The sequence below is a fragment of the Acetobacterium sp. UBA5834 genome, assembly GCF_002435675.1.
GTDB lineage: Bacteria > Bacillota > Clostridia > Eubacteriales > Eubacteriaceae > Acetobacterium > Acetobacterium wieringae.
Map to the genome: position 1 here is coordinate 16,771 of NZ_DJGY01000063.1, position 22,011 is coordinate 38,781.

The window sequence follows — 22,011 nt, forward strand, 5'->3', positions numbered from 1 at the left end:
CCTGTCCGATTCCGCAGCGAACAACAGATTAACAAGGGTCTGACCCCTTGGTCATTGATCGGTACGGTAGTCCAAGCAAACCTTAACCGCTTATTCCTGTTCGCCTTCAATAATTGAAATCATAATGGCATTTTCCACCCGCCGCCGCTCAATTTCGCAGCTGACGAAATGAGGTTTCATAATCGTACCGTTAAAGTTATAGGCATTGGCATGACAGCCCCCACCGCAAAAATATTTGGCCCAGCAGCTTTGACAGTCTTCTTTTTCTAGCAGGTTGCCAGCATCGAAGATTTTTTTGATCTCGCCATTGGTGATGCCATTACTCACATCCCCCATCTTAAATGCTTCATTGCCGACAAACTGATGACAGGGATAAATGTCCCCCTCCGGCGTTACGGCCACATAATCCTTACCGGCCCCACATCCGGACAGCCGTTTGTAAACGCAGGGGCCATGATCGAGATCCACATTAAAATGGAAAAAGTTATAGTGCAGTCCTGCTTCATGACGCGTGAGGTAAGACAAGGCCAGCGCATCATATTCTGCCATGATAGTGGGGAGATCGGACTCGGTCAGGGCGTAATCGTGAGTTGCCTCGGCCACCACCGGTTCCACCGAAATGCTTTTAAAACCCTTTGCCGCCAAAAACTCAACATCCTTGGCAAAATCAAGATTATGATGTGTATAGGTGCCCCGGACATAATGATCTTTATCACCCCGCATTTTAGCCATCGCTTTGATGTTGTCGATAATCACATCAAAAGAGCCCTGATCATTGACCGTTTGCCGCATCTGATCATTGACTTCTTTACGACCATCCAGACTAAGCACGATATTATCCATCGTTTCGTTTAGATATTCCCGGGTTTCGGCATTTAACAGCACCCCATTTGTGGTCATTGTGAATTTGAACTGCTTATCGTTTTTAGCGGCCATCTCTTTGCCATATACCACTAATTGCTTAACCACATCCAGATTCATCAGCGGTTCACCACCGAAGAAATCAACTTCCAGGTTTTTTCGGTTTTTGGACTGAGCGATGATAAAATCGATGGCTTTTTTGCCAACTTCCAGCGGCATCAGCAGTTTTTCACCATCAAAGTCACCTTGCGCAGCAAAGCAATAAGCGCATTTCAGATTACAGTCATGGGCGACATGCAGGCATAGCGCCTTGATCAAATCTTCATTGGCATAGTTCTCCCGTTGATAGTTCATTTCCCGGAACAATAGCCCGGCCGCTTTGACACCATCCAATTCATCCAGACATTCATTGAGTTCGGTCACTGAATATTTTTCTTGAAAGCTGGCAATGATTTCGGCTCTGGTTTTACCTTCATAGTGATCCAGCACTTCAAAGGTCAGTTCGTCAACCGTCAGTACTGTGCTGGTATCCACGTCCAAAACAATATTGAGACCATTCTTTTTATATTTATGTATCATTTTTTCTCCCATCATGAAAAAAGGGACTATCTCTTACGAGACAGCCCCTTTCAGGCTTGTTTATTATTTTTCAGTCGTTTGTTTGCATTTTTGATTTCCTACGGTGCAGGATGTTTTACAGGCAGATTGACAGGAAGTTTGACATTCCCCGCATCCTCTGTTCTTCACGTCAGTGAGTTTACCTTCTTTAATGATTTTAATGTGCTTCAAATTGTTCACTCCCTTCAAAAATAATTTTTCCCGACAATTACCGACAGACCCGCTAAAATCCGGGTCGCCGAGTGCAGGTCCGTTCTCTTTATTTTTTGTCTTCGTCGATTTCTTCAAATTCAGCATCGACAACGATTTCTTCATTATCCAGATCTTCTAGCTCTTCAAAATTGTCATCTTCTGTTGCAACAACAGCGTCCCCAACATTGACAATTCGGGCAATGGCCGATTTGGTAATCAACGCCTTATGATAATCTGGCAATAACTCGATGGTAACATTTTCTTCACCAATCGCATAGACGATTCCATAAAATCCGCCAATTGTAATAATCTCGTCCCCTGGTTTCATACTGGATCGCATTTCTTTAATCTCTTTTTGCTGTTTTTGCTGTGGTCGTAAAACAAAGAAATAAAAAAACACCAGTACTAAAATCAGCGGGAGAATTAATGTAAAATCAATTCCAAACATTCACATTCTCCTTCATCTTTATTCAGTTATACCGAATTTCTCAAAGAAAGCTTCCTTATAGGCTAATAAATTGTCATCCATTATGGCCTGTCGAATTTTCTTCATCGTTACAAGTGTAAAGTATAAATTATGATATGTCAATAACCTGGCCCCTAAAATTTCATTGGTTTTAATGAGATGACGGATGTAGGCCCGGGTGTAGTTTCGGCAAACGAAACAATCACATTCAGGATCAACCGGTGTAAAATCTTCCTTATAAGTAGCATTCCGAACCACCACCTTACCATGACTGGTAAAAGCGGTGCCGTTTCTGGCAATCCGACTCTGGAGCACACAATCAAACATGTCAATGCCCCGAATCGTGCCTTCAAACAGCGCATCCAGGGAACCAACCCCCATTAAATAGCGGGGTTTATCTTTGGGTAAAAGCGGGGTGGTGGCATCCAGCATCTTATACATCACATCTTTGGGTTCCCCCACACTGAGTCCGCCAATGGAATAACCCGGAAAGCCGATGTCAGTGAGCTGTTCTACACTTTGCGCCCGCAGATCAGCAAACATCCCCCCCTGAACAATCCCAAACAAAGCCTGATCCTCGGGGCGTTTGTGGGCCTCTTTACAGCGCCGCGCCCAGCGGGTGGTCATTTCCATGGATTTCTTGGTATACTCATAATCGGCACCAGCCGGGGCACACTCGTCAAAACACATGATGATATCGGCCCCGATGGAATTTTGCATATCAATGGCCTTTTCCGGGGTCATAAAATGTCGGGAGCCATCCAGGTATGAAATAAATTCAACGCCATCTTCGGTGATCTTTCTTAAGTCATTTAAAGAAAATACCTGAAAGCCGCCGCTGTCAGTGAGCACCGGCCGGTTCCAGTTCATAAACTTATGGATCCCGCCAGCCTTATCCATAATCTCCTGGCCGGGTCTCAAATAAAGATGGTAGGTATTGCCCAGAATTATATTGGCATCCATCTCCACTAAATCTTCGGATGATAGGGACTTCACCGTCGCCTGGGTTCCCACTGGCATAAAAATCGGGGTATTGATAACCCCCCGCTTGGTATGGATCTTTCCCAGTCTGGCTCCGGTGTCCTTACACTCCTTAATCAATTCATAACGAAATTCGCTCATTCTTTTCTCCTATTTTTTACTCAATATAGGTAATTGCGAAATGAAAAACCATCGAACAATGATAGCTTTGTGTGCGGTTTCCACAACAATAAGAAATTGCGATGCGAATTTCTTATTGTTCGCGGGCAGTCGCCAACTACAAGCAAGCTTGTGATTGGCTCGTTGCCTTCGCGAAAACAATTTTGTAACGTGTAGGCGAACAGTTCAGCGAACTGTCCGCCGTACAGTGTAAAAATTGTTTCGTGCGAAACTGGGCGCAAAGCTCACGGCAGTTTTGCAATTACCTATTTTACTCAATAAACAAGGCGTCCCCAAAACTGAAAAAACGATATTTCCAGTCAATGGCCGTTTGGTAGGCTTTCATAATCGCTTCCCGGTTATAAAAGGCTGAGACCAGCATCAGCAGGGTCGATTCTGGCAGATGAAAATTCGTGATCAAAGCATCCACCACCTCCCATTCATAGCCCGGGTAAATAAAAATATCCGTTACCCCGGTGTAAGGAGTAACCACCCCATCATGTAGCTTGGCATTACTTTCCAGGGTCCGCACCGAGGTGGTCCCCACAGCGATAACCCGGCCACCCCGTTCTCTGGTTCGTTTAACAGCCCTGGCTGTTTCTTCCGGCACCTCATAATATTCTTCATGCATATGATGTTCTTCAATCACATCACATTTAACTGGACGAAAGGTGCCAATGCCCACATGGAGGGTCACCTCGGCAATTTCCACCCCCATGGCTTCAATTTTCGAAAGCAGATCCGGGGTGAAATGAAGCCCAGCGGTAGGAGCTGCCGACGAGCCTTCCCGCTTGGCATAAACGGTCTGATAGCGGTTATTGTCTGTCAAGGTTTCATGAATATAGGGCGGCACCGGCATTAGGCCGATCTCGTCAATGATTTCCTCAAACACACCGGAATATTCAAAACTGATTATTCGGAGTCCCCCCTGGGTGGTTCCCGTGATTTCACCCTTTAGCTCGGGACCAAAAACAATCCGGGCCCCAACCCGGGCCCGTTTTCCTGGCTTGACCATGATTTCCCAGTCTTTCTGGGACAGATGCCGCAGCAACAGGATCTCCACCTTTCCACCGGTATCTTCCCTGGTCCCGAATAACCGTCCCGGTAATACCTTGGTGTTATTCATCACCAGCAAATCTCCAGGTCGTAAATAATTAGTAATCTCAAAAAATTTATGATCTTCAATGGTATTCTTCTCCCGGTTAATCACCATCAGCCGGGAGTTGTCCCTTTTTTCCAGGGGACACTGGGCAATCAGTTCATCCGGGAGATCATAATAAAAGTCCGTTTTATTCATCAATACCTTCCTCATTGTCATAGAAATTTATTTTTAGCTGCTGCGGACTTTGTGCCTCATTCACATAGTCCTCCAGTCCCAAATGGGCATAACCACGGCTGGTGATCATCCGACCACGAGGTGTTTTTGAAAGAAAACCCAGTTGAATCAGATAGGGTTCATACACCTCTTCGATGGTGTTTTTTTCTTCACCGATGGCAGCAGCAAGGGTGTCAATCCCGACCGGTCCACCGTCAAATTTTTCCACGATGGTTTTTAACATAATCCGGTCGATCTCATCCAGCCCGACATCATCCACTTCAAAAAGATCCAGGGCTTCCCGGGTGGTCTTGAGGTCGATAATACCCCGGCCTTCGATTTCACAATAATCCCGAACCCGTTTTAACAAGCGGTTGGCAATACGCGGTGTTCCCCGGGAGCGGATGGCCAGTTCGATCGCCCCTTCGTCATCCATTTCGATGCCGATAATGCCGGAAGAACGGCGGATAATGGTGGCCAGTTCCTCCGGATTATACAATTCCAGTCGCTGAATCACTCCAAAACGATCCCGTAATGGTGAGGTTAACAGGCCTACCCGGGTGGTGGCACCAATCAGAGTAAAGGGTGGCAGCTCCAGCCGGATCGAACGGGCACCCGGGCCTTTGCCGATGATGATATCCAGAGCATAGTCTTCCATGGCTGGATAAAGCACCTCTTCGACCGAGCGCTGCAGCCGGTGGATTTCATCAATAAAGAGGATATCGCCCTCTTTTAAACTGGTCAGAATGGCTGCCAGATCGCCAGCCTTTTCAATGGCTGGGCCAGAGGTGGTTTTGATTCCGACCCCCATTTCCCGGGCGATGATATTGGCCAGGGTGGTTTTTCCCAGCCCCGGTGGTCCATAAAGAAGCACATGATCCAGGCTTTCTTTCCGCTTCTGAGCAGCTTTGATAAAAATACCCATCTGTTTTTTTACTTTTTCCTGCCCGATATACTCATCCAGACCCTGGGGTCGCAAATTTTTTTCTATTTCAACATCCAATTCCGTAAAATCAGAGGTGATGATTCGTTCTTTCATGTGTTATCGTCCCTTCAACGGATTAGCCGAGCGAAGCGCCCCGGTGATCAGCGCTTCAATGCTACTCTCGGGGGTAAATGCCCGGGCTACCATTTCGGAAGCTTCTGAAATACTATAACCCAATCCCACCAGTCCGTTAATCGCCTGGGTAACCGTATCATCTTTAGCCTGTAAGGAAACAGACTTCAGATCTCCGACTGAAACATCCTTATAGCGATCCTTCAGCTCCAGGATAATCCGACTGGCCGTTTTTATGCCAATTCCCGGGGCCTTGGCAATGCTTTTAGGATCATCGTTGACAATATGGCCAATCAGCTCGTTGCGGCTAAACTGCGACAAAAGTCCCATAGCTGCTTTGGGTCCGATCCCGGAAATCCCGATCATGGTTCTAAAAATCTCCCGTTCATCGGTGGTGGCAAACCCATACAGCGAAACTTCGTCTTCTTTGATCACCTGATGAAGGTGCAGCTTGACCTCCGAATGCAGACTCGGCAGCTCATTTAATGTATTGGTCGACACCTTTACCTTATATCCCATGCGGTTTTGATCAATGACCACATAATCCATGGCTTGTTCTTCCAAGCTCCCGATCATATATTCGTACATAAGCCCTCCTTCAAAATTCAAACATGCTTTACCCATTGTACCAAAACAAAAAAATATTACAACACAAAAAAAGCACCCTTAGGTGCTATCCCAACGTGTCGTACTCCATTTTTGACGCCCTAGCGAAAGCTAGGTGGGTGTCTTGTCTCTAGTTTCTGTTTTCCACTGATATAATGAGGCCTAACATCTGCCAGCGAACAATCAGACTCCCTGAGTATTGATGTAGGTTCAAAAATAAAGTAAAAAACGAACACTTTGGGATAACTTAATTATACACGGTTTTCTACGGAAATCAAAGGATAAATTTTTGCCGCAAACCAGCAGTCAAATTCACTTATTTCAACCCACCGGATGGTCTACAGTAAAATGTCCAGGGCCGAACGAATACTATCTACCGGGAGAATCGTCATTCCGGCAATTTTCAAGCCTTTCTGGTTGCCTTTGGGGATAATGCAACGCTTAAAGCCCAGTTTTTTTCCTTCGATCAGGCGTTTTTCGATGTGCTGGATGTTACGGACTTCACCCGTTAATCCCACCTCGCCCAGAATCATCAAATCGCCGGGGATCTGAAAATCCCGGAGGCTGGAGTAAAGTACAGCAATTACTCCCAGATCGAGTGCGGGTTCATCCACCTTGATGCCACCCACCACATTGATGTACGCATCCACCGACTGCATCTGAATTCCCAGCCGCTTCTCCATAATTGCCAGCAATAATACCATCCGGTTATAATCCATGCCAGTGGCCATTCGTCGGGGATTTCCAAAGCCAGTGGGCGAAACCAGCCCCTGCAGCTCAATCAGCAACGGCCGGGACCCCTCAATACAGGGCACCACCACCGATCCACAGGTATTTTCGGGACGGCTGTCGAGCATCATCTCCGATGGATTGGCTACCGACTGCAAGCCATTTTCAGTCATTTCAAAAATCCCGATTTCATTGGTGGAGCCAAAACGATTTTTGACACCCCTTAGAATCCGATAAGCGTGATATTTTTCGCCCTCAAAATAAAGCACCGTATCAACCATATGCTCCAGCACCCGGGGACCGGCAATGGCCCCATCTTTGGTGACATGCCCCACCAACACCATTGCGATATTATCTTTTTTGGCCAATTGCATCAGTGCGCCGGTGTTTTCACGGATCTGGCTGACACTGCCTGGAGCTGAGCTGATGTCCGGGCTGTACATGGTCTGAATCGAATCGATAATGACAATATCTGGCCGCTCTTCTAGAATAATCGTCAGCAGATAGGGAATATTAATCTCCGATAAGAAAGAAATCTTTTCAGATTTTACCTTCATTCGCTCTGCCCGCATTTTTAATTGCTGTTCCGACTCTTCGCCGGAAATATATAAAATCTTATAGCCCTGATTTCCCAGGGCTTCAGTGGTCTGCAGAAGCAACGTCGATTTCCCGATCCCCGGGTCACCGCCCAGCAAGATCATCCCCCCAGGGACAATCCCGCCACCCAGAACCCGATCAAACTCTTCATTGCAGGTCGGGTAGCGGGTGTCCCCAGTATAGGTAATCTCCGCTAGGGACTTCGGTTTAGAATAAACGCCCCGTTCCCGGATACTTTCCTTACTTCCCTGCTTAGAAAAATCCAACTCTTCCACCATGCTATTCCACTGCCCACACTCCGGGCATTTACCCATCCATTTGGGCGATTCATAACCACAGCTCTGACAGACAAAAATACTTTTTTTCTTTGCCATCTTTTCCCCTTATTCACTACTCAATCCATTTATAAACCAGATAACCGATCAAACCGCCAATCAGATTTAAAATAATATCATCGACATCCGCCCGACGACTGGCTAAAAACAAGTATTGGATCAGCTCGATAGCACAGGTGGTTCCCAGTATCACCACAAAGACATGGAAGAAGCCGACCTTGTTTTTTCGTGCTAACGGATATAGGAACCCCAGCGGTAAAAACAAAATGATGTTTCCGGCCAGGTTTTTGAACGAATCGGTAAAGGTGTATAAAAGAATTTCTGTTGGATTCGTTGGTTTGGTTGCCAAAAACTCCCAATCAATAAAGCCATTAACCATAATGTCATAAAAAAAGTTATCAATCGTAGTCAGCGGTATCAAGTTTACGGTAGTCTCATAGGTAATATTAGAAGCATCGGGTAATAGCGTCAATATAACTAGAAATCCCAAATAAGCCAGCAACAGCAGCTTAAAGAGAAATGCGACACGGTTGTTTTTACTCATATCCTGGTCCTTCCTGGTTGATTGCTCGTGTAAGCCTTGCTATTATAACGAATAAACCTTTAGAGTGCCACAGAAATTTTCCTGACCGGAAATTTTTGCAAAAAAAGAAAAAATATCGAAAGTAACCCCTCGATATTTTTATTCTTTGTTTTAAATTAAAATACATTATTGTATCCATGCTAATTCAAAACTCAGCATTAATTTTATACTATGGCAATTATATCCAACTTTTTGGCATTTGTAAAGGGTTTCGCTCGTTAGTTATTTATCTAACGATGCATCTTTTTCAAAACCATTTACTTTATAACAACAACGGTTTTAGAATCATTGTTGTTATAAAGTAAAAACAACATCCACAAAAGCTGGTTCACTGCGAATAATCTGGGCAGTGCCATTGGTTTTATCCTCGATCCAGGCTAAAAATCCGTTTGTTTCCGCCACCGGGATCTGAAAAAACAGGGTGACATTTTCGCCAAAATCTTCATTTACCGGAATCACCTCCCGTTCCATTAGACCGTTGCTCAGTCCCCCATAACTTGCGTAACTGACCACCACTTCCAATTGATCCGAAAACTGCTTCTTGATCACAGTACAATGATTCAAAACATTACTGGCGCCGCCGCCATAGGCCCGGATCAAACCGCCGGTACCCAGCTTCACGCCGCCAAAATAGCGAATGACCACCACCAGTACATCTTTGAGCTCCCGATGATCAATGACCTCCAGAATCGGTTTACCGGCGGTACCGGAAGGTTCGCCATCATCACTGGCTTTTTGGCGCCGGGGATTGGTGTTAAGCACATAGGCCCAGCAGACATGGGTGGCTTTATAATGCTTTTTTCGGATTTCGGCGAGAATTGCTTCAGCTTCTGCTTCGGTTTCAATATGAAAAACCATATTGATAAAGCGGGACTTCTTGATTTCAATCTCCGTTTCATCAGGAATTAATACCGTTTTATAATCTTCCACAATTATACCTCTGTCACCTGATACTTTTCAAACAGATGAGTTGGAAAGTCATCTGTCATTTCGATGGTCACCAGATTGCCGTCAGCCTGATAGTCGATCGCCAAAACCACTTTCATCTCATGCAGAAGTGCCAGTGATTTATTGTCATCATAGGGAATCAGCAGCTGCATTTCCCGTTTTTCTCCTACCAGCACCCGATTGATGATGTCAAAGAGGCTCTCGATTGCCATCCCTTCTTTTGCGGAAATATACAAAGCCAGTTCCTCAACCGCCACCTGATTCTTTTGCAACAAAGCATCCTGTTCTTCCGGGGTCAGCTTATCGATTTTATTATAAATCATGATGACTTTTTTATTGCCGGAACCAATATCCGAAAGCACCTGATTGACCACCTCGATCTGGGCTTCATAGTTATGATTGGACACATCCACCACATGCAGCAATAGATCAGCGGTTTCGACTTCCATCAAGGTGGTTTTAAACGCTTTGATCAGATCATGGGGTAGTTTGTCAATAAAACCAACGGTGTCTGAGACCAGATACTCACCATGTTCCGGATCGACCTTTCGCAGGGTCGAATCAAGGGTAATGAAAAGGCCATCCTTGGTCACCACTTCACTTTGAGTCAGCCGATTAAAGAGGGTACTCTTACCAGAGTTGGTATAACCAATTAAGCTGACCGTTTTGATTTTATTTTTACTGCGCTGGACGGCGTTGAGCTGATTGCTCTTATTGATCCGTTCAATCCGGGCTTCCAGCTCTTCTAACTGTTTGCGGATATGGCGGCGATCAGTTTCCAGTTTCTTTTCACCAGGGCCTCGGGTGCCAATGCCGCCTCCAGTCCGGGACATTACAATCCCCAGACCTTTTAGATGACTCATCCGGTATTTCTGCTGGGCCAGTTCCACCTGAAGCTTGCCTTCTTTGGTTTTAGCGTGGCGGGCAAAAATATCCAGAATAATAGTGGTACGATCAACCGTTTTGGTACCGGTGGCGGCTTCAATGTTGGCTATTTGCCGGGAATTGAGTTCATCATTGGCAACAATCAGGTTAATGTCATGATTCTGAATCACCTTGATCAGTTCCTGGAGCTTCCCCTTACCGACATAAAAGGTTGGATCGATCTGACTTTTTGACTGACAAACCTCTTCCTCCACAATACCACCGGCCGTCTTGACCAGTTGCCGTAATTCTTCCATCGAGTCCACCAGTTCAATGCCCTTATTTCCGGGTAGATCCAATCCGATCAGCAATGCCCGTTCCTCTTCATCCTCGGCATCGAAGCGATTATTGGGGTCATCTTTAATAAACCGGTCAGCCAACAGGATATAGTGTTCCAGCGGAAACTTGTTTAGTTCTTTCAGGGTTTTAAATAGGCCCTGACCATACTCCATGGTTCCTGCTTCCACCACTGGTACTCCAATGCTAAAGCTGGTCGGTATTTTTTCGTCGACACCGATGGCAATAATACACTGGAGGCTCTGTTTTTTAGCCGCCGAAAAATCCTCAGCCGACAGCCGCGGATTTCCACCGGGATGGGTGTGAATGACCCGGTATTTATTGAGGGCCTTAACATGGTAGAGCATCTCCGCATTGCCGATATTGACAGTGGATGCATCACCAATATTTACCCATTGAACCCGATTTTTGTCATTGGTGCAGATCAACACCTCCCGTTTTGTAATCAGGGTCAGTCGTTTTAAAATTTCCAGTACGTATTCATCCAGCAGGACCTGATTTTCCATTTGATAACCAATCAAGTCATTCAGTTCATTGATATAGCTTTGGCGAATGCCACTTTTATTATTATCTGCCATTATTTTTTTCCTTTGATTTATTAGGGTATCTTATTATAGCACAAAAACCAGGCAAAATGATTGCCTGGTCAGGTTTATAAAGACTAGAGTTTGACCACTTCGGATTCGGCCACGGCGGTTTCCATCATCGCACCCATCATTTCCGCAATTTTTTCTTCGGAGCGGAGCATCTCCGAAACCTTGGGTTTGGTTTCCGGATGTTTGGGCACAAAAATGGTACAACAATCTTCGTAGGGCAAAATCGAAGTTTCAAAGGTGCCGATGGTTTCGGCAATTTTGACAATTTCGGTTTTATCAAAACCAATCAGTGGTCGAAAAACCGGTAGCTCGGCTACCGCATTGGTAGCTCCCAGTCCTTCCATTGTCTGGCTGGCCACCTGCCCCAGACTTTCTCCGGTAATCAGCGCCTTGGCACCTTCGTTGTGAGCAATCATCTCAGCAATCCGCATCATGTAACGACGCATGATGATGGTGGTTTGCCGTTCCGGGCACATCTCCACTATTTTGGTCTGGATCTCAGTAAAAGGCACTACAAAAAGTTTGATCTTGCCACAATACTGGCTCATGATTTTAGCCAGATCAATAACCTTTTCCTTGGTCCGATCACTGGTGAAAGGGAAGCTGTGGAAATAGACCCCGATGACTTCCACCCCCCGCTTGGCCATCAGATAGCCAGCCACCGGACTGTCAATCCCGCCGGACAAAAGCAGTGCTGCTTTACCGCTGCAGCCTACTGGCAAGCCGCCGTTACAGGGGATAAACTGGTGATACATATAGGTTTGTTCGCGAACCTCCACCCACAGATTCAGGTCTGGGTTATGAAGATCCACCGTAATCCCTTCAATGTTGTCCAGAACTACTTCGCCCAGACGGCAACACAGATCCGGTGATTTAATCGGGAAGGTTTTATCCCCCCGCTTAGCGGTAATCTTAAAGGTTTTTATTCCTTCGGTGGACCGCACCTGTTCAATGGCATTTTCTTCAATTGTCTTAATTTCACTGTCAATAACAATGGCCGGACTGATGGACACAATCCCAAATACTTTTTGCACCTGTTCCATCGCCCGATCCAGATCTTCATCACTCACATTGACAATCAGACGTCCCTGAATTTTTTTAACTTTCGCCGATGGTACACTTCTCAGGGTATTTCGAATATTTTTTGCCAATAATTCGATAAAATAATTTCGGTTCAACCCTTTCAGGGCAATCTCCCCATAGCGAACCAGAATAACATGTTCCATTAATTTTTTTGCTCCTGTCATCTATTTTTGTTTGGCTTAATCAACAGCCGCAAGCTACTGACTGCCTGGGCAATGGCAGCCACTGCTGTTTTAACATCATCGTTGGTAATGTCTTTTGAAAAGCTAATGCGAATGGTTCCTTCTTTGTATTCTTCGGCCAGCCCGATGGCTTTAAGGACATACTGTTTCTCCTTTTTATGCGACGAACAGGCTGAGCCGGTGGAAACAAATATTCCCTTGGATTCAAGGCTGTGCAGCAGCACCTCGCCCCGAACCCGGTTAAATGAAACATTAAGTACATAGGGACTGCCGTTAGGATCACCGTTGATTTTGATGTCCTCAATTTTTGTCTCTAATTCGTTGATAAAGACAGTACGCAAGTTTCGGATCGCTTCAAACTCATCCATAAATGAGTCGCTTCGTAAACGAACGGCTTCACCAAAGCCAACAATCCCCGGAACATTTTCCGTACCTGAACGAAGGTTATTTTCCTGGCCACCGCCCCGCAGCAGGGGTTTAATGTCGGTACCCTTTTTGAGATAAACGGCGCCCACGCCTTTCGGCCCGAAAATCTTGTGTCCGGACAGGGTCAGGGCATCGAGCATGCTGGCCTGCACATCGATGGGAATTTTCATAAAGCCCTGAACAAAGTCAGCATGAAAAACACACTTGGCATTAACCGCCTTAACGATTTTGCCAATCGCTTTGAGATCCTGAATGGTTCCCAGTTCATTGTTTACCCCCATAATACTGACCAGAATGGTATCCTCGTTCATAGCCGCTTGCAGCTCCGTCAAATCAATATGTCCTTGAGCGTCAACCCCCAGAACCACCACCTCAATCTGATGATTCTGATAGAAGGTAAACACATCCAGTACCGAGGGATGCTCGATGGCTGAGGTGATAATCCGCATCCGCTCCCGTTTTTTATTCTCCACCACCCCTTGGATAATCATATTATTGCCTTCTGTCCCACCGGATGTAAAATAGATCTCCTGGGTTTGACAGTTCAGGTTTTTTGCGATTAATCCCCGGACTTCCTTAATCGCCTGTTCACTGCGAATCCCCAGGCGATGGAGGGATGAGGGATTCCCGTAATTGTTAACTAGGGTATCCATCATCTTTTGCGCCACCTGGGGATGAACCCTGGTGGTTGCCGCATTATCTAAATATATTTCGTTCATTGTTTCGATCCTTTTCCCATACGGCCCAATTTCTTACGATTTGAATTAGCATTCCTCATCCAAAAAAATCCGGCTTCCCACTGCTGAACGCTGGCCCTGATATTTCCCCTGATAAGGATTCAATGCCATATCATCCATTTGAGCAAAAACCAGCTGACAAATCCGTCGGCCTTTTTCCAGTTTAATTGGTAAGCGATTGGCGTTATAAAGCTCCAGGGTAATCTCGCCTTCAAAACCCGGGTCTACCCAGCCTGCATTCTGAATAAATAAACCCATTCGACCGATCGAACTACGCCCTTCAACAAAGGCAGTCAGATTGCAGGGCAGCTTGATGTATTCCATGGTGGTTGCCAAAAGAAAGGAATTGGACGGGATAATGATTTCATCCGCTTCCATGGAAATATACTTAATTTCATCCGTCAAGGACATGGCCTCAAAATTATTTTCATCCAGCTTTAAAAAACTGGTCCCCAAACGAATGTCCACCGAGGCTGGCTGTACCTGCCCCTGTTCCAATGGATCAATGACCAGCTCCCCACTTTCCAGATATTTATAAATGGTTTTATCCGATAAAATCATATTTCCTCCAAAATTCAATAGGTCTGCAAAATTTTCCCATTAATTGTATTATTAATCGATGTTTCTGTCAATTTTTTGCATAACGAGTCCTCTGCGTCTCGGCCATTAACGCTCCGACTATCCCATTTTGCCGCATGCCTAGAGATTGACAATGGTTACCCCAGAGCCTCCTTCGTTCATGGCCCCCAGGCGAAAATCTTCAATCAGCGGGTTTGTTTTCAGGTATTCATGAATAATCTCCCGAAGCCTGCCGGTACCCTTGCCGTGCACAATTACCAGCTGCTTGTTTCCTGAAAGCATGGCATCCCCAATCATCTTATCCACCAGAAACAGAGATTCTTCACCATTTTTGCCGCGGAGATCAAGTTTGGTCTCCATCACATGACGCTCGACCTTTTTAAAGGTCACCTTTTTTTCTTCCGGCTTGGCCAGGGCCGTTGACATGCTCAAATCCCCTACATCAACCTTTAGCTTGATCATCTCTGACTGAACCATGGCTTTGTTCTCGTTGGGCAGCAGATTTAACACCTCTCCCTCCCGACGCAGGCTGTTGATATAAACCTTCATCCCAACACTCAGGTCATCCATTTCCAAAGCTGCCCCCTGATAATCTTTGGGTCGGCTGCCAAACTGATAGAGATTTTTCTCTTTTTCTTTGATCCGTTTGCGAATCGCTTCCAATTCTTTATTGTCCTTGATGGATGTGGTCGTCGTTTCCTGAATGGTTCGGATTTCCCGGTAAATCTCTTCAGTTTCGGCCCGGGTTTTCTTAACAATTTCCATTGCTTCTTCCTGGGCTTTTTGCAGCAGCGCTTTTTGTTCATTCTCAAATTTCTGCTTTTCCCGATCCATTTGGCGTTTCAGCGCTTCGGTTTCCTGCTTCAGGCGAATAATGGCGTCATGCTCAGCTTCGGTACGACGCCGCTTTTCATCAATTTTAATCAGGGTTTCTTCAAAGCGGATGGCTTCATTCTTAATCAGGTCGCGGGCATTTTCAATAATGTCCTCACCCAGCCCCAGGCGAATGGCGATTTCAAAAGCGTTGGATTTTCCCGGCACGCCAATTAACAGGCGATAGGTGGGCCGCAGGGTTTTGACATCAAATTCAACGCTGGCATTAACCACCCCCGGAGTGACCAGGGCATATTCCTTCAGCTCGCTGTAATGGGTGGTGGAGACACTGGTAACCCGACGCAGATGAAGTGCATTTAGAATCGAAATGGCCAGGGCGGCCCCTTCGGTCGGATCGGTACCGGCCCCCAGTTCATCAAATAGTACCAGTGAGTTATGATCAGCCTTATTCATAATTGTCACGATATTGGTCATATGCGATGAAAAGGTGCTCAGGCTTTGCTCAATGCTTTGTTCATCCCCGATATCGGCAAAGATATCACCAAAAATCCGGGTTTTACTGCCTTCCCGAACCGGGATAAACAATCCGGACTGCACCATCAAATTCAATAGTCCGATGGTTTTTAAAGAGACCGTTTTTCCCCCGGTATTGGGCCCAGTGATCACCATGGTATCAATGCCTGCGGAAAAATATATATCCGAGGCGACAACCTGGTCTTCCGGAATCAAGGGATGCTTGGCCCTAATCAGCTCAATGGAACCAGTTTCTGAGACACTGGTACGAACTCCATTGATGGTTAGACCATACTTGCCCTTACCAAACTGAAAATCCAGATCCACCAGCACCTCATAATTGCAGATAATTTCATCCCGCAAATCAGCTACCTTCTGGGTCAGATCTTTGAGAATCCGGGTGATTTCGTGTTCTTCTTCGGTAACCAGAATTTTAATATCATTGTTCAGTTCCACCACCGCCATCGGCTCAATAAACAGGGTTGCCCCACTGGCCGATTTGTCCAGTACAATCCCCGGCACCTGGCTGCGGTATTCCTGTTTAACCGGAATAACATAGCGGTTGTTCCGGATCGTCACAATTTTTTCCTGAAGGATTTTTTCATAAGCAGTAGAACTAATCATTTGATTCAGTTTTTCGGTGATCCGCTTGTATTTAAACTGCATCTCCCGGCGAATCCGGGACAGCTCCCGTGAGGCGTTGTCGGCCATTTCTTCCGGTCCCAGGATTTTGCGGCTGATTTCTTTTTCCAACTCTTCACAGGGTTCCAGTGAGGTAAACAGATCCTTGAGCAAAACAAGGGTATCCATCTGGGTGTCCCCCTGATAATAATTATCCATATCCCGGGCAATCCGCAGGAGCGTGGCGATCGACAACAGTTCTTTCATTGACAGCATCGAACCAATGGCTGCACGCTTGACATAATCACTCGTGTTTGGTACATCTGCCAGCGGTGGCCGACCGTTGCGAAGGATCATCCCCAGACTTTCATTGGTTAAATCAAGGGCTCGATTAACTGCTGCCAGACTTTCTTGCGGCAACAGATTCTTTGCCTGATCCTTCCCACCCTGAGTGACGCAATGTTCACCCAGGCTTTTTAATATTTTATGATATTCCAAGACCTTTAAGCTTCTTTGATCCATGTATTATTTCACTCCTCTATTTTACGCCTCGTCTAAAACTCCCCCGGGTGGTTCCTTCAGTTCCCAACCCTTCGGGAAGACCCCAATGCTTGTCATAAATTCCCTGTCGGTAATAACTGATGATGGTTCTTAACTTTTCGATATTTTCGTTATGGTAGTAGATTCGCCAGGTGTCAACGGACTTCAATTCAAGGATTTCTTCTCTCAAAAATAGCGTGTCGCCATTATAGATATGAATCAAGCCCTGATCATCCCGCTCCACCGGGAAACTGAAACCCCGCTCATCGAGCAGTTTACCGGACATCTCCCGATGACACAAACCAGTTGTTCCTTTTTTCTTTTCCAGACAATTTTTGCAGCCAAACAGGCATTTTTTACTGACCATCAGCTCCTGAACACCATAAACAGGTAACACCATATCAATCTCAGAATGCTCGGTAATTTCTTGTAACTCGGTTTCAATAAGTTCCGGCGATAACACGGCACCACCAACACCCCACTCTTTTAATGCCCGAGTTGCCAGGGTATTAAACACGTTAAACGACAAATCGGCCTCCACATAAGATGATGTTTTATTCAGCAGTTGCAACGCTTCATAATTACCAATTAAAAAGCCATCCTGATTCAACTCTTTTTTTAGTAATTGCCGCACTTTTTTAGTCATCTGGTCATCCATAATTTTAGGCGTCTTCAATAAAACTGTGATTCCCCGATCCTTCAAGAGGGCGGTCTTTTCTGCTACGCCCTCCCCCAATAAAGGCAACACAACCTGATCCAGTCCATCCAATTGCATTAAAAAGTCGATCATTGGCATTTTTTCAAATGATAGTGAAACCTGTTTCTTTTCACCATCTGATTGCCGTTTTTTTAATCGCTCCGGTTTGGCCAAAAGTTCTTTTTCCAACGGCACAATTGTAATGGTTGAATGTAACAAATCGGGACTGACCTCTTTTTTTTCAGTGTCAGCCAGCTTCTGTGTCAGTTTAATCAGCACTTCTTTACGCAAGGTGTTTAACTGACTACGGGATAGAAAAACCTGATCATCCAATTCCATGGAAATGATACCCAGTTCGAAGCCAGTGCCACCGATCCGGGAAATTTGCTCCCGCACCATCGCCTCATCAATGGGATTTTTTAGTGGTGCTTCGGGATAAAAATCAGCACGATAGGTGACTGCGCACCCCTGTGCAGAAGCGACTATTTCTGCCGGTTTATCGAGCTTCAGGAACAGTTTGAAATTGATTGTCGAGGCTGGCTGATCAAGCGAACGGGAGCCCCGTTTTGTAAGGCTGTCCATCAAGTTTTTATCGAAATTTTTGTATAGCAGTGTTCCCGGCGAAACCCCATAGCGACAGGGAATGACCACGGTTTCGCCACCAGAACCCTGTTCACACCGGCGACCCGACGGAGTGAAAATCGCATCGACTCTGGTTCCTGTTTTGCCGTCCTCGCCAAAGGATAACCCATCCCCAACATTGAGTTGCACATCCTCATAAAGACGAATCCCCAGCGGTTGATAGGTGCTTTTATGATTTGTATTTTTGGCAGTTTTAGCAAGACTGACAACCTGACCAATTAAAACACCCCGGTTCTTACCCACCTGAGCATTGAGAATATCTGCTTCATTAAAAAGATGGCCCCGGGTGAAATCCCGGTTAAACACCTGCATGACGGCCCGATTATCGATGGTTTGATCAACCTCATCTCCGGCAGCAGCATCGATGCCTTCCCGATAAGCCCGGGTGATTCCATAAACATATTCCGGTGTTTTCATCCGTCCTTCTATTTTTAAAGAATCCACGCCAGAAGCGCTAACGACCGGAAGCGCATCCAAAATATTTAAGTCCTTGGGACTGATAAGATAGCCTTCCTTTACCAGACGAGCGTTCTCATCGAAGAGTTGGTAATGCTTCCGGCAGGGTTGGGCACAGAGCCCCCGGTTCCCACTACGGCCGCCAATCATACTGCTCATCAGGCACTGACCGGAATAGGCGTAGCACAAGGCTCCATGGGCGAATATTTTTAATTCAATCCGGGTTTTCTTTTTAATATCAGCCACCTGGGTTAGTGACATTTCCCGAGGCAACACCACCCGGGAAAAACCAAGTTTCTGAAAAAACAGCACCCCTTCCAACCCATAAACGGAAGCCTGGGTGCTGGTTTGCAGTTTGAATTCCGGAAAATAATGTCGGAGCAGATAAATCAACCCGATATCCTGAACAATCAAGCCATCCAGGTTAAGGGTTTTTAAAAAATTAAGCGTATTGACCACTTCTGCCATTTCACTGTTTTTGATCAAAATATTCAAGGTGACATAAACTTTCACCCCATGCTGATGACATCGGGTGACCGCTTCCTTAATCTCATCGTCCGTCATGTTTTCGGCATTACGACGGGCATTAAAGGATTTGCCACCAAAATAGACTGCATCTGCACCACCGTTGATGGCCGCTATCACAGCTGCCGTGGTTCCGGCCGGAGCCAGCAGTTCTGGTTTTTTATTCATTTTTACCTCATGTTCCTATTAATCGCTGTTTCACGTAACATCTATGCAATTGATTATTATAACATATCGAGATAAAATAAAGAAGATTTGATATTCTTTTAATTATTTACAGGAAAGAGACTAATCTTCTTGATAAATCAGGGTAAAAAAAGTATGATAAGAAAAATGTTGTATTCTGGTATGATTTAGACGTGAATTGATTTGCAAACTGAAAAGCAGAGAAAGGAACCATTCATGAAAATTGCGATCTTAACCTTGAGAACCCGCGGTGATGTCCAACCTTTTGTCGCCCTGGGACAAAAAGCCCTGGAAAAAGGGCATCAGGCCGTCATCTGTACCGGAAAAACATTCAAGCCATTTATTGAAGCAGCCGGAATCGAATTTAAAGAAGCTGCTAGTGATCTGATGGCGATGCTGGAGACCACTGAAGGACAGATGGTTTTTAAACATGCCCTGCGCCATCCATTCCGAACAAAAAAATATCTCGATGAAGTGGTCAACCCGAATTTTCGAAAGTCTTTGGATCAATTTTATGAAGCCGCCCAGGGGACAGATGTGATCCTCTATCACCCCAAAGCCTTCGGTGCTCCGGATATTGCTGAAGCGCTCGACATTCCCTGTATCAGCATTCCCCCGGTACCGATCACCTTGCCAATTGATGAATTCCCCAACCTGGCCATCTCTCCGACCAAAAATCTGGGAAAACATTTCAATCGCTGGACTTATTCAGTAATGGCTCAGGCCGAACGCTCAAGTATCAATGAAGTCAATGATTTCAGAGAAAAAAACCTGCATCTGCCCAAACGCAAAAGCGGACTCTATACCTTTTCTCGAAACGATCAAGCAATCCCGATCATTTATCCCATCAGTAAGGCCTTATTTCCGGAAGTAACCAGCTGGGAGGGCCGGGTTCTGACGCCGGGGTTTTTTTATCTTGATTCCGCAGCCGAGCAACTTGACTCCAGCCTCACATCGTTTTTAAGTGCCAGATCAGCTCCTATTATCGTCTCATTTAGCAGTATGCCTCTTAAAGCGCCTGAACAATTCAAAAACTGTCTTCAGGAAGCGCTTCTTGCCACCCATCAGCGGGGTATCCTATTAACTGGCAACAGTGGCATTCGCTTTGAAGATGACGCCGATCTGCTGACCATCGATGCAGCTCCCCATTCGCTGTTGTTTCCCCATGGAAAAGGAATCGTCCATCATGGTGGTGTGGGAACCATGGCTGCCGCCATCAAAAGCGGCAAACCGCAGCTGATTATACCCTTTTCGGTGGATCAACCCTTCTGGGCCAACCGCCTCTATCAACAGGGGTATGCCCTCAAACCGCTCAAGGAAACCCAGATCACGACACGATCGCTGATTCAACGCTTCATTGCGTTTGAAGAAGAGGCGGTTCAATCAAAATCCCGGGCTCTGAAGTCCCTCATAGATCAGGAAAACGGAACTGAAACGGCCCTTGCATTTATTGAGAATCATTGTCGAAGCAACGTAAAGAGGAATCGATAAAACCACTCTGATTTGCTCCACAACTAAAAAAAGCAGCTCCGGTTGTTCACCCGAGCTGCTCAATAATTCGCTATTATTTCGCCATTTCATTCAACATGATAATCCTCAAACCCTCTTTTGACCTTTTTTATTTGGGAAAAGGTTCGTTTCATGCCAATTGACTGAATCACTAAAAATAAACCAAGGATACCAAACGCAATCCCAACGATTATCACAATCAGATTGGCCGGACCCATCGGATTAATAAAGGCGTAAATCCCAAAACCAATAAATCCTACCCCAAGCACGATTTTTGCAATTCTGCCGGCAGTCCCAGAATTTGCAGAAATAATCAATAGAAAAATCCCGGTAATAATTGCCCAGATGCCGATTATGATAATAAAAAATGAGACAATCACATTGGGTACCAGTAAAAAAATAGCGCAGATAATCAAACTAAAAATACCTCTGCCCAGGCTAAAGCCGACCTCAGCGCCGTATTTGCTACGCAACACCAGGGCTGAGACAATATAGATAATTCCCATAATCCCACGATAGACACCAAAAACAAACACCAACAGGGTAATGGCCTGATTGCTAAAAAAGATGGCAAAGATGCTCAATGCAATAAAACAAAGCCCATCCAGCAGCATTAGCCACCATCTGCCATACGACCGTTCCAACATATCAATCCCCAGGGATCTCGCTTCACTTTGATTCATCTGACAACCTCCATCTTTCTCTTTTACGGCTATTTTTTGTCTTTATTCTTTTTCCAATGATGCAACGACCCGATCAAAAACCTGTCCCGCCCGGAGTTTAACCGGATTGCAGGCTTCCACCTCATCACGATGGTGTTTTTTGATATAATCACAATCCAGACTGCCAAATTCTTTCTCAAATTCTTCAACTAAAAGCTTAGCTGCTCGCGTCATTTTAGCCTGGTCTGATGGTCTTTCCTCAGTATATAAAGCGCCCAGAGCTGCCAGTGAACCAGAAAAGGCGCCACAGGTTCTTTCAGAATAAAATCCGGCCCCAAAACCCTGAAGCATCCGAAAACTCTCTTCCGGAATTTTTAACTCATACGTGTCATTGGCCGCCCGTAGCAAAACCTCGGCACAATTCATATGATACTGGGATTGTTCTGCAACCGGTTTGTCTTTTCCAAAGGCATTATAACTCTCAATCGATTTTTTCATTTTTTCCTCCGCTTTTGCTTTCTGGGTGATTCGGGGTACATCCTAATCTTAATGTAC

At 45.6% G+C, this 22,011-nt stretch carries 19 protein-coding genes and 1 other RNA gene; 1 reads left to right on the forward strand and 19 read right to left on the reverse strand.

From position 1 onward, the window contains the following. Window positions 1-90: 90 nt before the first annotated feature. The 17 genes from scfB to B3F51_RS13115 all read right to left on the reverse strand — a co-directional run bounded on the left by scfB (window position 91) and on the right by B3F51_RS13115 (window position 19,267). On the reverse strand, window positions 91-1,440 hold the full coding sequence (scfB, locus tag B3F51_RS13035; RefSeq protein ID WP_070370595.1) for a thioether cross-link-forming SCIFF peptide maturase: 1,350 nt from the start codon (window positions 1,438-1,440) through the stop codon (window positions 91-93). A gap of 63 nt (window positions 1,441-1,503) precedes the next feature. Next, the gene (gene scfA, locus B3F51_RS13040; protein WP_083837856.1) at window positions 1,504-1,650 is read right to left on the reverse strand and encodes a six-cysteine ranthipeptide SCIFF; all 147 of its coding nucleotides are present in this window, start codon (window positions 1,648-1,650) and stop codon (window positions 1,504-1,506) included. A gap of 88 nt (window positions 1,651-1,738) precedes the next feature. Further along, window positions 1,739-2,119 carry a preprotein translocase subunit YajC gene (gene yajC, locus B3F51_RS13045; RefSeq protein ID WP_228882821.1) on the reverse strand — a complete coding sequence of 127 codons (381 nt, stop codon included), beginning with the start codon at window positions 2,117-2,119 and terminating at the stop codon, window positions 1,739-1,741. Window positions 2,120-2,137: 18 nt separating this feature from the next. Beyond that, a complete protein-coding gene (tgt, locus tag B3F51_RS13050; RefSeq protein ID WP_286947508.1) occupies window positions 2,138-3,259 on the reverse strand; it encodes a tRNA guanosine(34) transglycosylase Tgt in 1,122 nt (373 codons plus the stop codon). A gap of 289 nt (window positions 3,260-3,548) precedes the next feature. Beyond that, window positions 3,549-4,574 carry a tRNA preQ1(34) S-adenosylmethionine ribosyltransferase-isomerase QueA gene (queA, locus tag B3F51_RS13055; RefSeq protein WP_070370500.1) on the reverse strand — a complete coding sequence of 342 codons (1,026 nt, stop codon included), beginning with the start codon at window positions 4,572-4,574 and terminating at the stop codon, window positions 3,549-3,551. Further along, window positions 4,567-5,631 carry a Holliday junction branch migration DNA helicase RuvB gene (gene ruvB, locus B3F51_RS13060; protein WP_070370499.1) on the reverse strand — a complete coding sequence of 355 codons (1,065 nt, stop codon included), beginning with the start codon at window positions 5,629-5,631 and terminating at the stop codon, window positions 4,567-4,569. Before ruvB ends, queA begins: the two co-directional genes overlap by 8 nt. Window positions 5,632-5,634: 3 nt before the next feature. Continuing rightward, window positions 5,635-6,237, reverse strand: coding sequence for a Holliday junction branch migration protein RuvA (ruvA, locus tag B3F51_RS13065; protein ID WP_070370498.1), 603 nt, complete (start codon window positions 6,235-6,237; stop codon window positions 5,635-5,637). Window positions 6,238-6,320: 83 nt separating this feature from the next. Beyond that, window positions 6,321-6,502: non-coding RNA, 6S RNA (ssrS, locus tag B3F51_RS13070), on the reverse strand. Window positions 6,503-6,593: 91 nt separating this feature from the next. Continuing rightward, on the reverse strand, window positions 6,594-7,955 hold the full coding sequence (radA, locus tag B3F51_RS13075) for a DNA repair protein RadA (RefSeq protein ID WP_286947510.1): 1,362 nt from the start codon (window positions 7,953-7,955) through the stop codon (window positions 6,594-6,596). Window positions 7,956-7,971: 16 nt separating this feature from the next. Continuing rightward, on the reverse strand, window positions 7,972-8,460 hold the full coding sequence (locus B3F51_RS13080; RefSeq protein ID WP_070370496.1) for a VanZ family protein: 489 nt from the start codon (window positions 8,458-8,460) through the stop codon (window positions 7,972-7,974). Window positions 8,461-8,793: 333 nt separating this feature from the next. Next, window positions 8,794-9,429 (reverse strand): YigZ family protein, encoded by a 636-nt coding sequence (locus tag B3F51_RS13085; protein ID WP_286947512.1) that lies wholly within the window; start codon window positions 9,427-9,429, stop codon window positions 8,794-8,796. 2 nt (window positions 9,430-9,431) lie between these two features. Next, the gene (gene hflX / locus B3F51_RS13090) at window positions 9,432-11,246 is read right to left on the reverse strand and encodes a GTPase HflX (protein WP_148638739.1); all 1,815 of its coding nucleotides are present in this window, start codon (window positions 11,244-11,246) and stop codon (window positions 9,432-9,434) included. An 83-nt stretch (window positions 11,247-11,329) separates the two neighbouring features. Beyond that, on the reverse strand, window positions 11,330-12,490 hold the full coding sequence (thiI, locus tag B3F51_RS13095; RefSeq protein ID WP_286947515.1) for a tRNA uracil 4-sulfurtransferase ThiI: 1,161 nt from the start codon (window positions 12,488-12,490) through the stop codon (window positions 11,330-11,332). Between the two features lie 17 nt (window positions 12,491-12,507). Continuing rightward, entirely contained in the window at window positions 12,508-13,674 is a 1,167-nt protein-coding gene (locus tag B3F51_RS13100; RefSeq protein WP_148638741.1) for a cysteine desulfurase family protein, read from the reverse strand. Between the two features lie 45 nt (window positions 13,675-13,719). After that, window positions 13,720-14,253 (reverse strand): dCTP deaminase, encoded by a 534-nt coding sequence (dcd, locus tag B3F51_RS13105; protein WP_070370070.1) that lies wholly within the window; start codon window positions 14,251-14,253, stop codon window positions 13,720-13,722. A 138-nt stretch (window positions 14,254-14,391) separates the two neighbouring features. Continuing rightward, complete coding sequence (locus B3F51_RS13110; RefSeq protein WP_286947517.1) at window positions 14,392-16,761, reverse strand: endonuclease MutS2; 2,370 nt, start codon at window positions 16,759-16,761, stop codon at window positions 14,392-14,394. Between the two features lie 16 nt (window positions 16,762-16,777). Next, window positions 16,778-19,267 (reverse strand): U32 family peptidase, encoded by a 2,490-nt coding sequence (locus B3F51_RS13115; RefSeq protein ID WP_286947518.1) that lies wholly within the window; start codon window positions 19,265-19,267, stop codon window positions 16,778-16,780. Between the two features lie 234 nt (window positions 19,268-19,501). Here B3F51_RS13115 and B3F51_RS13120 point away from each other — a divergent pair, with 234 nt between their 5' ends. Beyond that, entirely contained in the window at window positions 19,502-20,776 is a 1,275-nt protein-coding gene (locus B3F51_RS13120; RefSeq protein ID WP_286947520.1) for a glycosyltransferase, read from the forward strand. Between the two features lie 86 nt (window positions 20,777-20,862). Here the strand turns inward: B3F51_RS13120 and B3F51_RS13125 are convergent, their stop codons facing one another. Together B3F51_RS13125 and B3F51_RS13130 are read right to left on the reverse strand one after the other, a co-directional pair. Continuing rightward, window positions 20,863-21,477 (reverse strand): DUF308 domain-containing protein, encoded by a 615-nt coding sequence (locus tag B3F51_RS13125; protein ID WP_286947523.1) that lies wholly within the window; start codon window positions 21,475-21,477, stop codon window positions 20,863-20,865. A gap of 42 nt (window positions 21,478-21,519) precedes the next feature. After that, window positions 21,520-21,954 (reverse strand): C-GCAxxG-C-C family protein, encoded by a 435-nt coding sequence (locus B3F51_RS13130; RefSeq protein WP_286947525.1) that lies wholly within the window; start codon window positions 21,952-21,954, stop codon window positions 21,520-21,522. Window positions 21,955-22,011: the final 57 nt, after the last annotated feature.

Excerpts from the sequence above, each read along its gene's own strand:
- B3F51_RS13120 (WP_286947520.1), top strand. The coding sequence starts at position 19,502 with ATGAAAATTGCGATCTTAACCTTGAGAACCCGCGGTGATGTCCAACCT.
- radA (WP_286947510.1), bottom strand. The coding sequence starts at position 7,955 with ATGGCAAAGAAAAAAAGTATTTTTGTCTGTCAGAGCTGTGGTTATGAA.
- B3F51_RS13100 (WP_148638741.1), bottom strand. The coding sequence starts at position 13,674 with ATGAACGAAATATATTTAGATAATGCGGCAACCACCAGGGTTCATCCC.
- yajC (WP_228882821.1), bottom strand. The coding sequence starts at position 2,119 with ATGTTTGGAATTGATTTTACATTAATTCTCCCGCTGATTTTAGTACTG.
- B3F51_RS13080 (WP_070370496.1), bottom strand. The coding sequence starts at position 8,460 with ATGAGTAAAAACAACCGTGTCGCATTTCTCTTTAAGCTGCTGTTGCTG.
- ruvA (WP_070370498.1), bottom strand. The coding sequence starts at position 6,237 with ATGTACGAATATATGATCGGGAGCTTGGAAGAACAAGCCATGGATTAT.
- B3F51_RS13125 (WP_286947523.1), bottom strand. The coding sequence starts at position 21,477 with ATGAATCAAAGTGAAGCGAGATCCCTGGGGATTGATATGTTGGAACGG.
- B3F51_RS13115 (WP_286947518.1), bottom strand. The coding sequence starts at position 19,267 with ATGAATAAAAAACCAGAACTGCTGGCTCCGGCCGGAACCACGGCAGCT.
- dcd (WP_070370070.1), bottom strand. The coding sequence starts at position 14,253 with ATGATTTTATCGGATAAAACCATTTATAAATATCTGGAAAGTGGGGAG.
- hflX (WP_148638739.1), bottom strand. The coding sequence starts at position 11,246 with ATGGCAGATAATAATAAAAGTGGCATTCGCCAAAGCTATATCAATGAA.
- ruvB (WP_070370499.1), bottom strand. The coding sequence starts at position 5,631 with ATGAAAGAACGAATCATCACCTCTGATTTTACGGAATTGGATGTTGAA.
- scfB (WP_070370595.1), bottom strand. The coding sequence starts at position 1,440 with ATGATACATAAATATAAAAAGAATGGTCTCAATATTGTTTTGGACGTG.
- B3F51_RS13130 (WP_286947525.1), bottom strand. The coding sequence starts at position 21,954 with ATGAAAAAATCGATTGAGAGTTATAATGCCTTTGGAAAAGACAAACCG.
- queA (WP_070370500.1), bottom strand. The coding sequence starts at position 4,574 with ATGAATAAAACGGACTTTTATTATGATCTCCCGGATGAACTGATTGCC.
- thiI (WP_286947515.1), bottom strand. The coding sequence starts at position 12,490 with ATGGAACATGTTATTCTGGTTCGCTATGGGGAGATTGCCCTGAAAGGG.
- B3F51_RS13110 (WP_286947517.1), bottom strand. The coding sequence starts at position 16,761 with ATGGATCAAAGAAGCTTAAAGGTCTTGGAATATCATAAAATATTAAAA.
- tgt (WP_286947508.1), bottom strand. The coding sequence starts at position 3,259 with ATGAGCGAATTTCGTTATGAATTGATTAAGGAGTGTAAGGACACCGGA.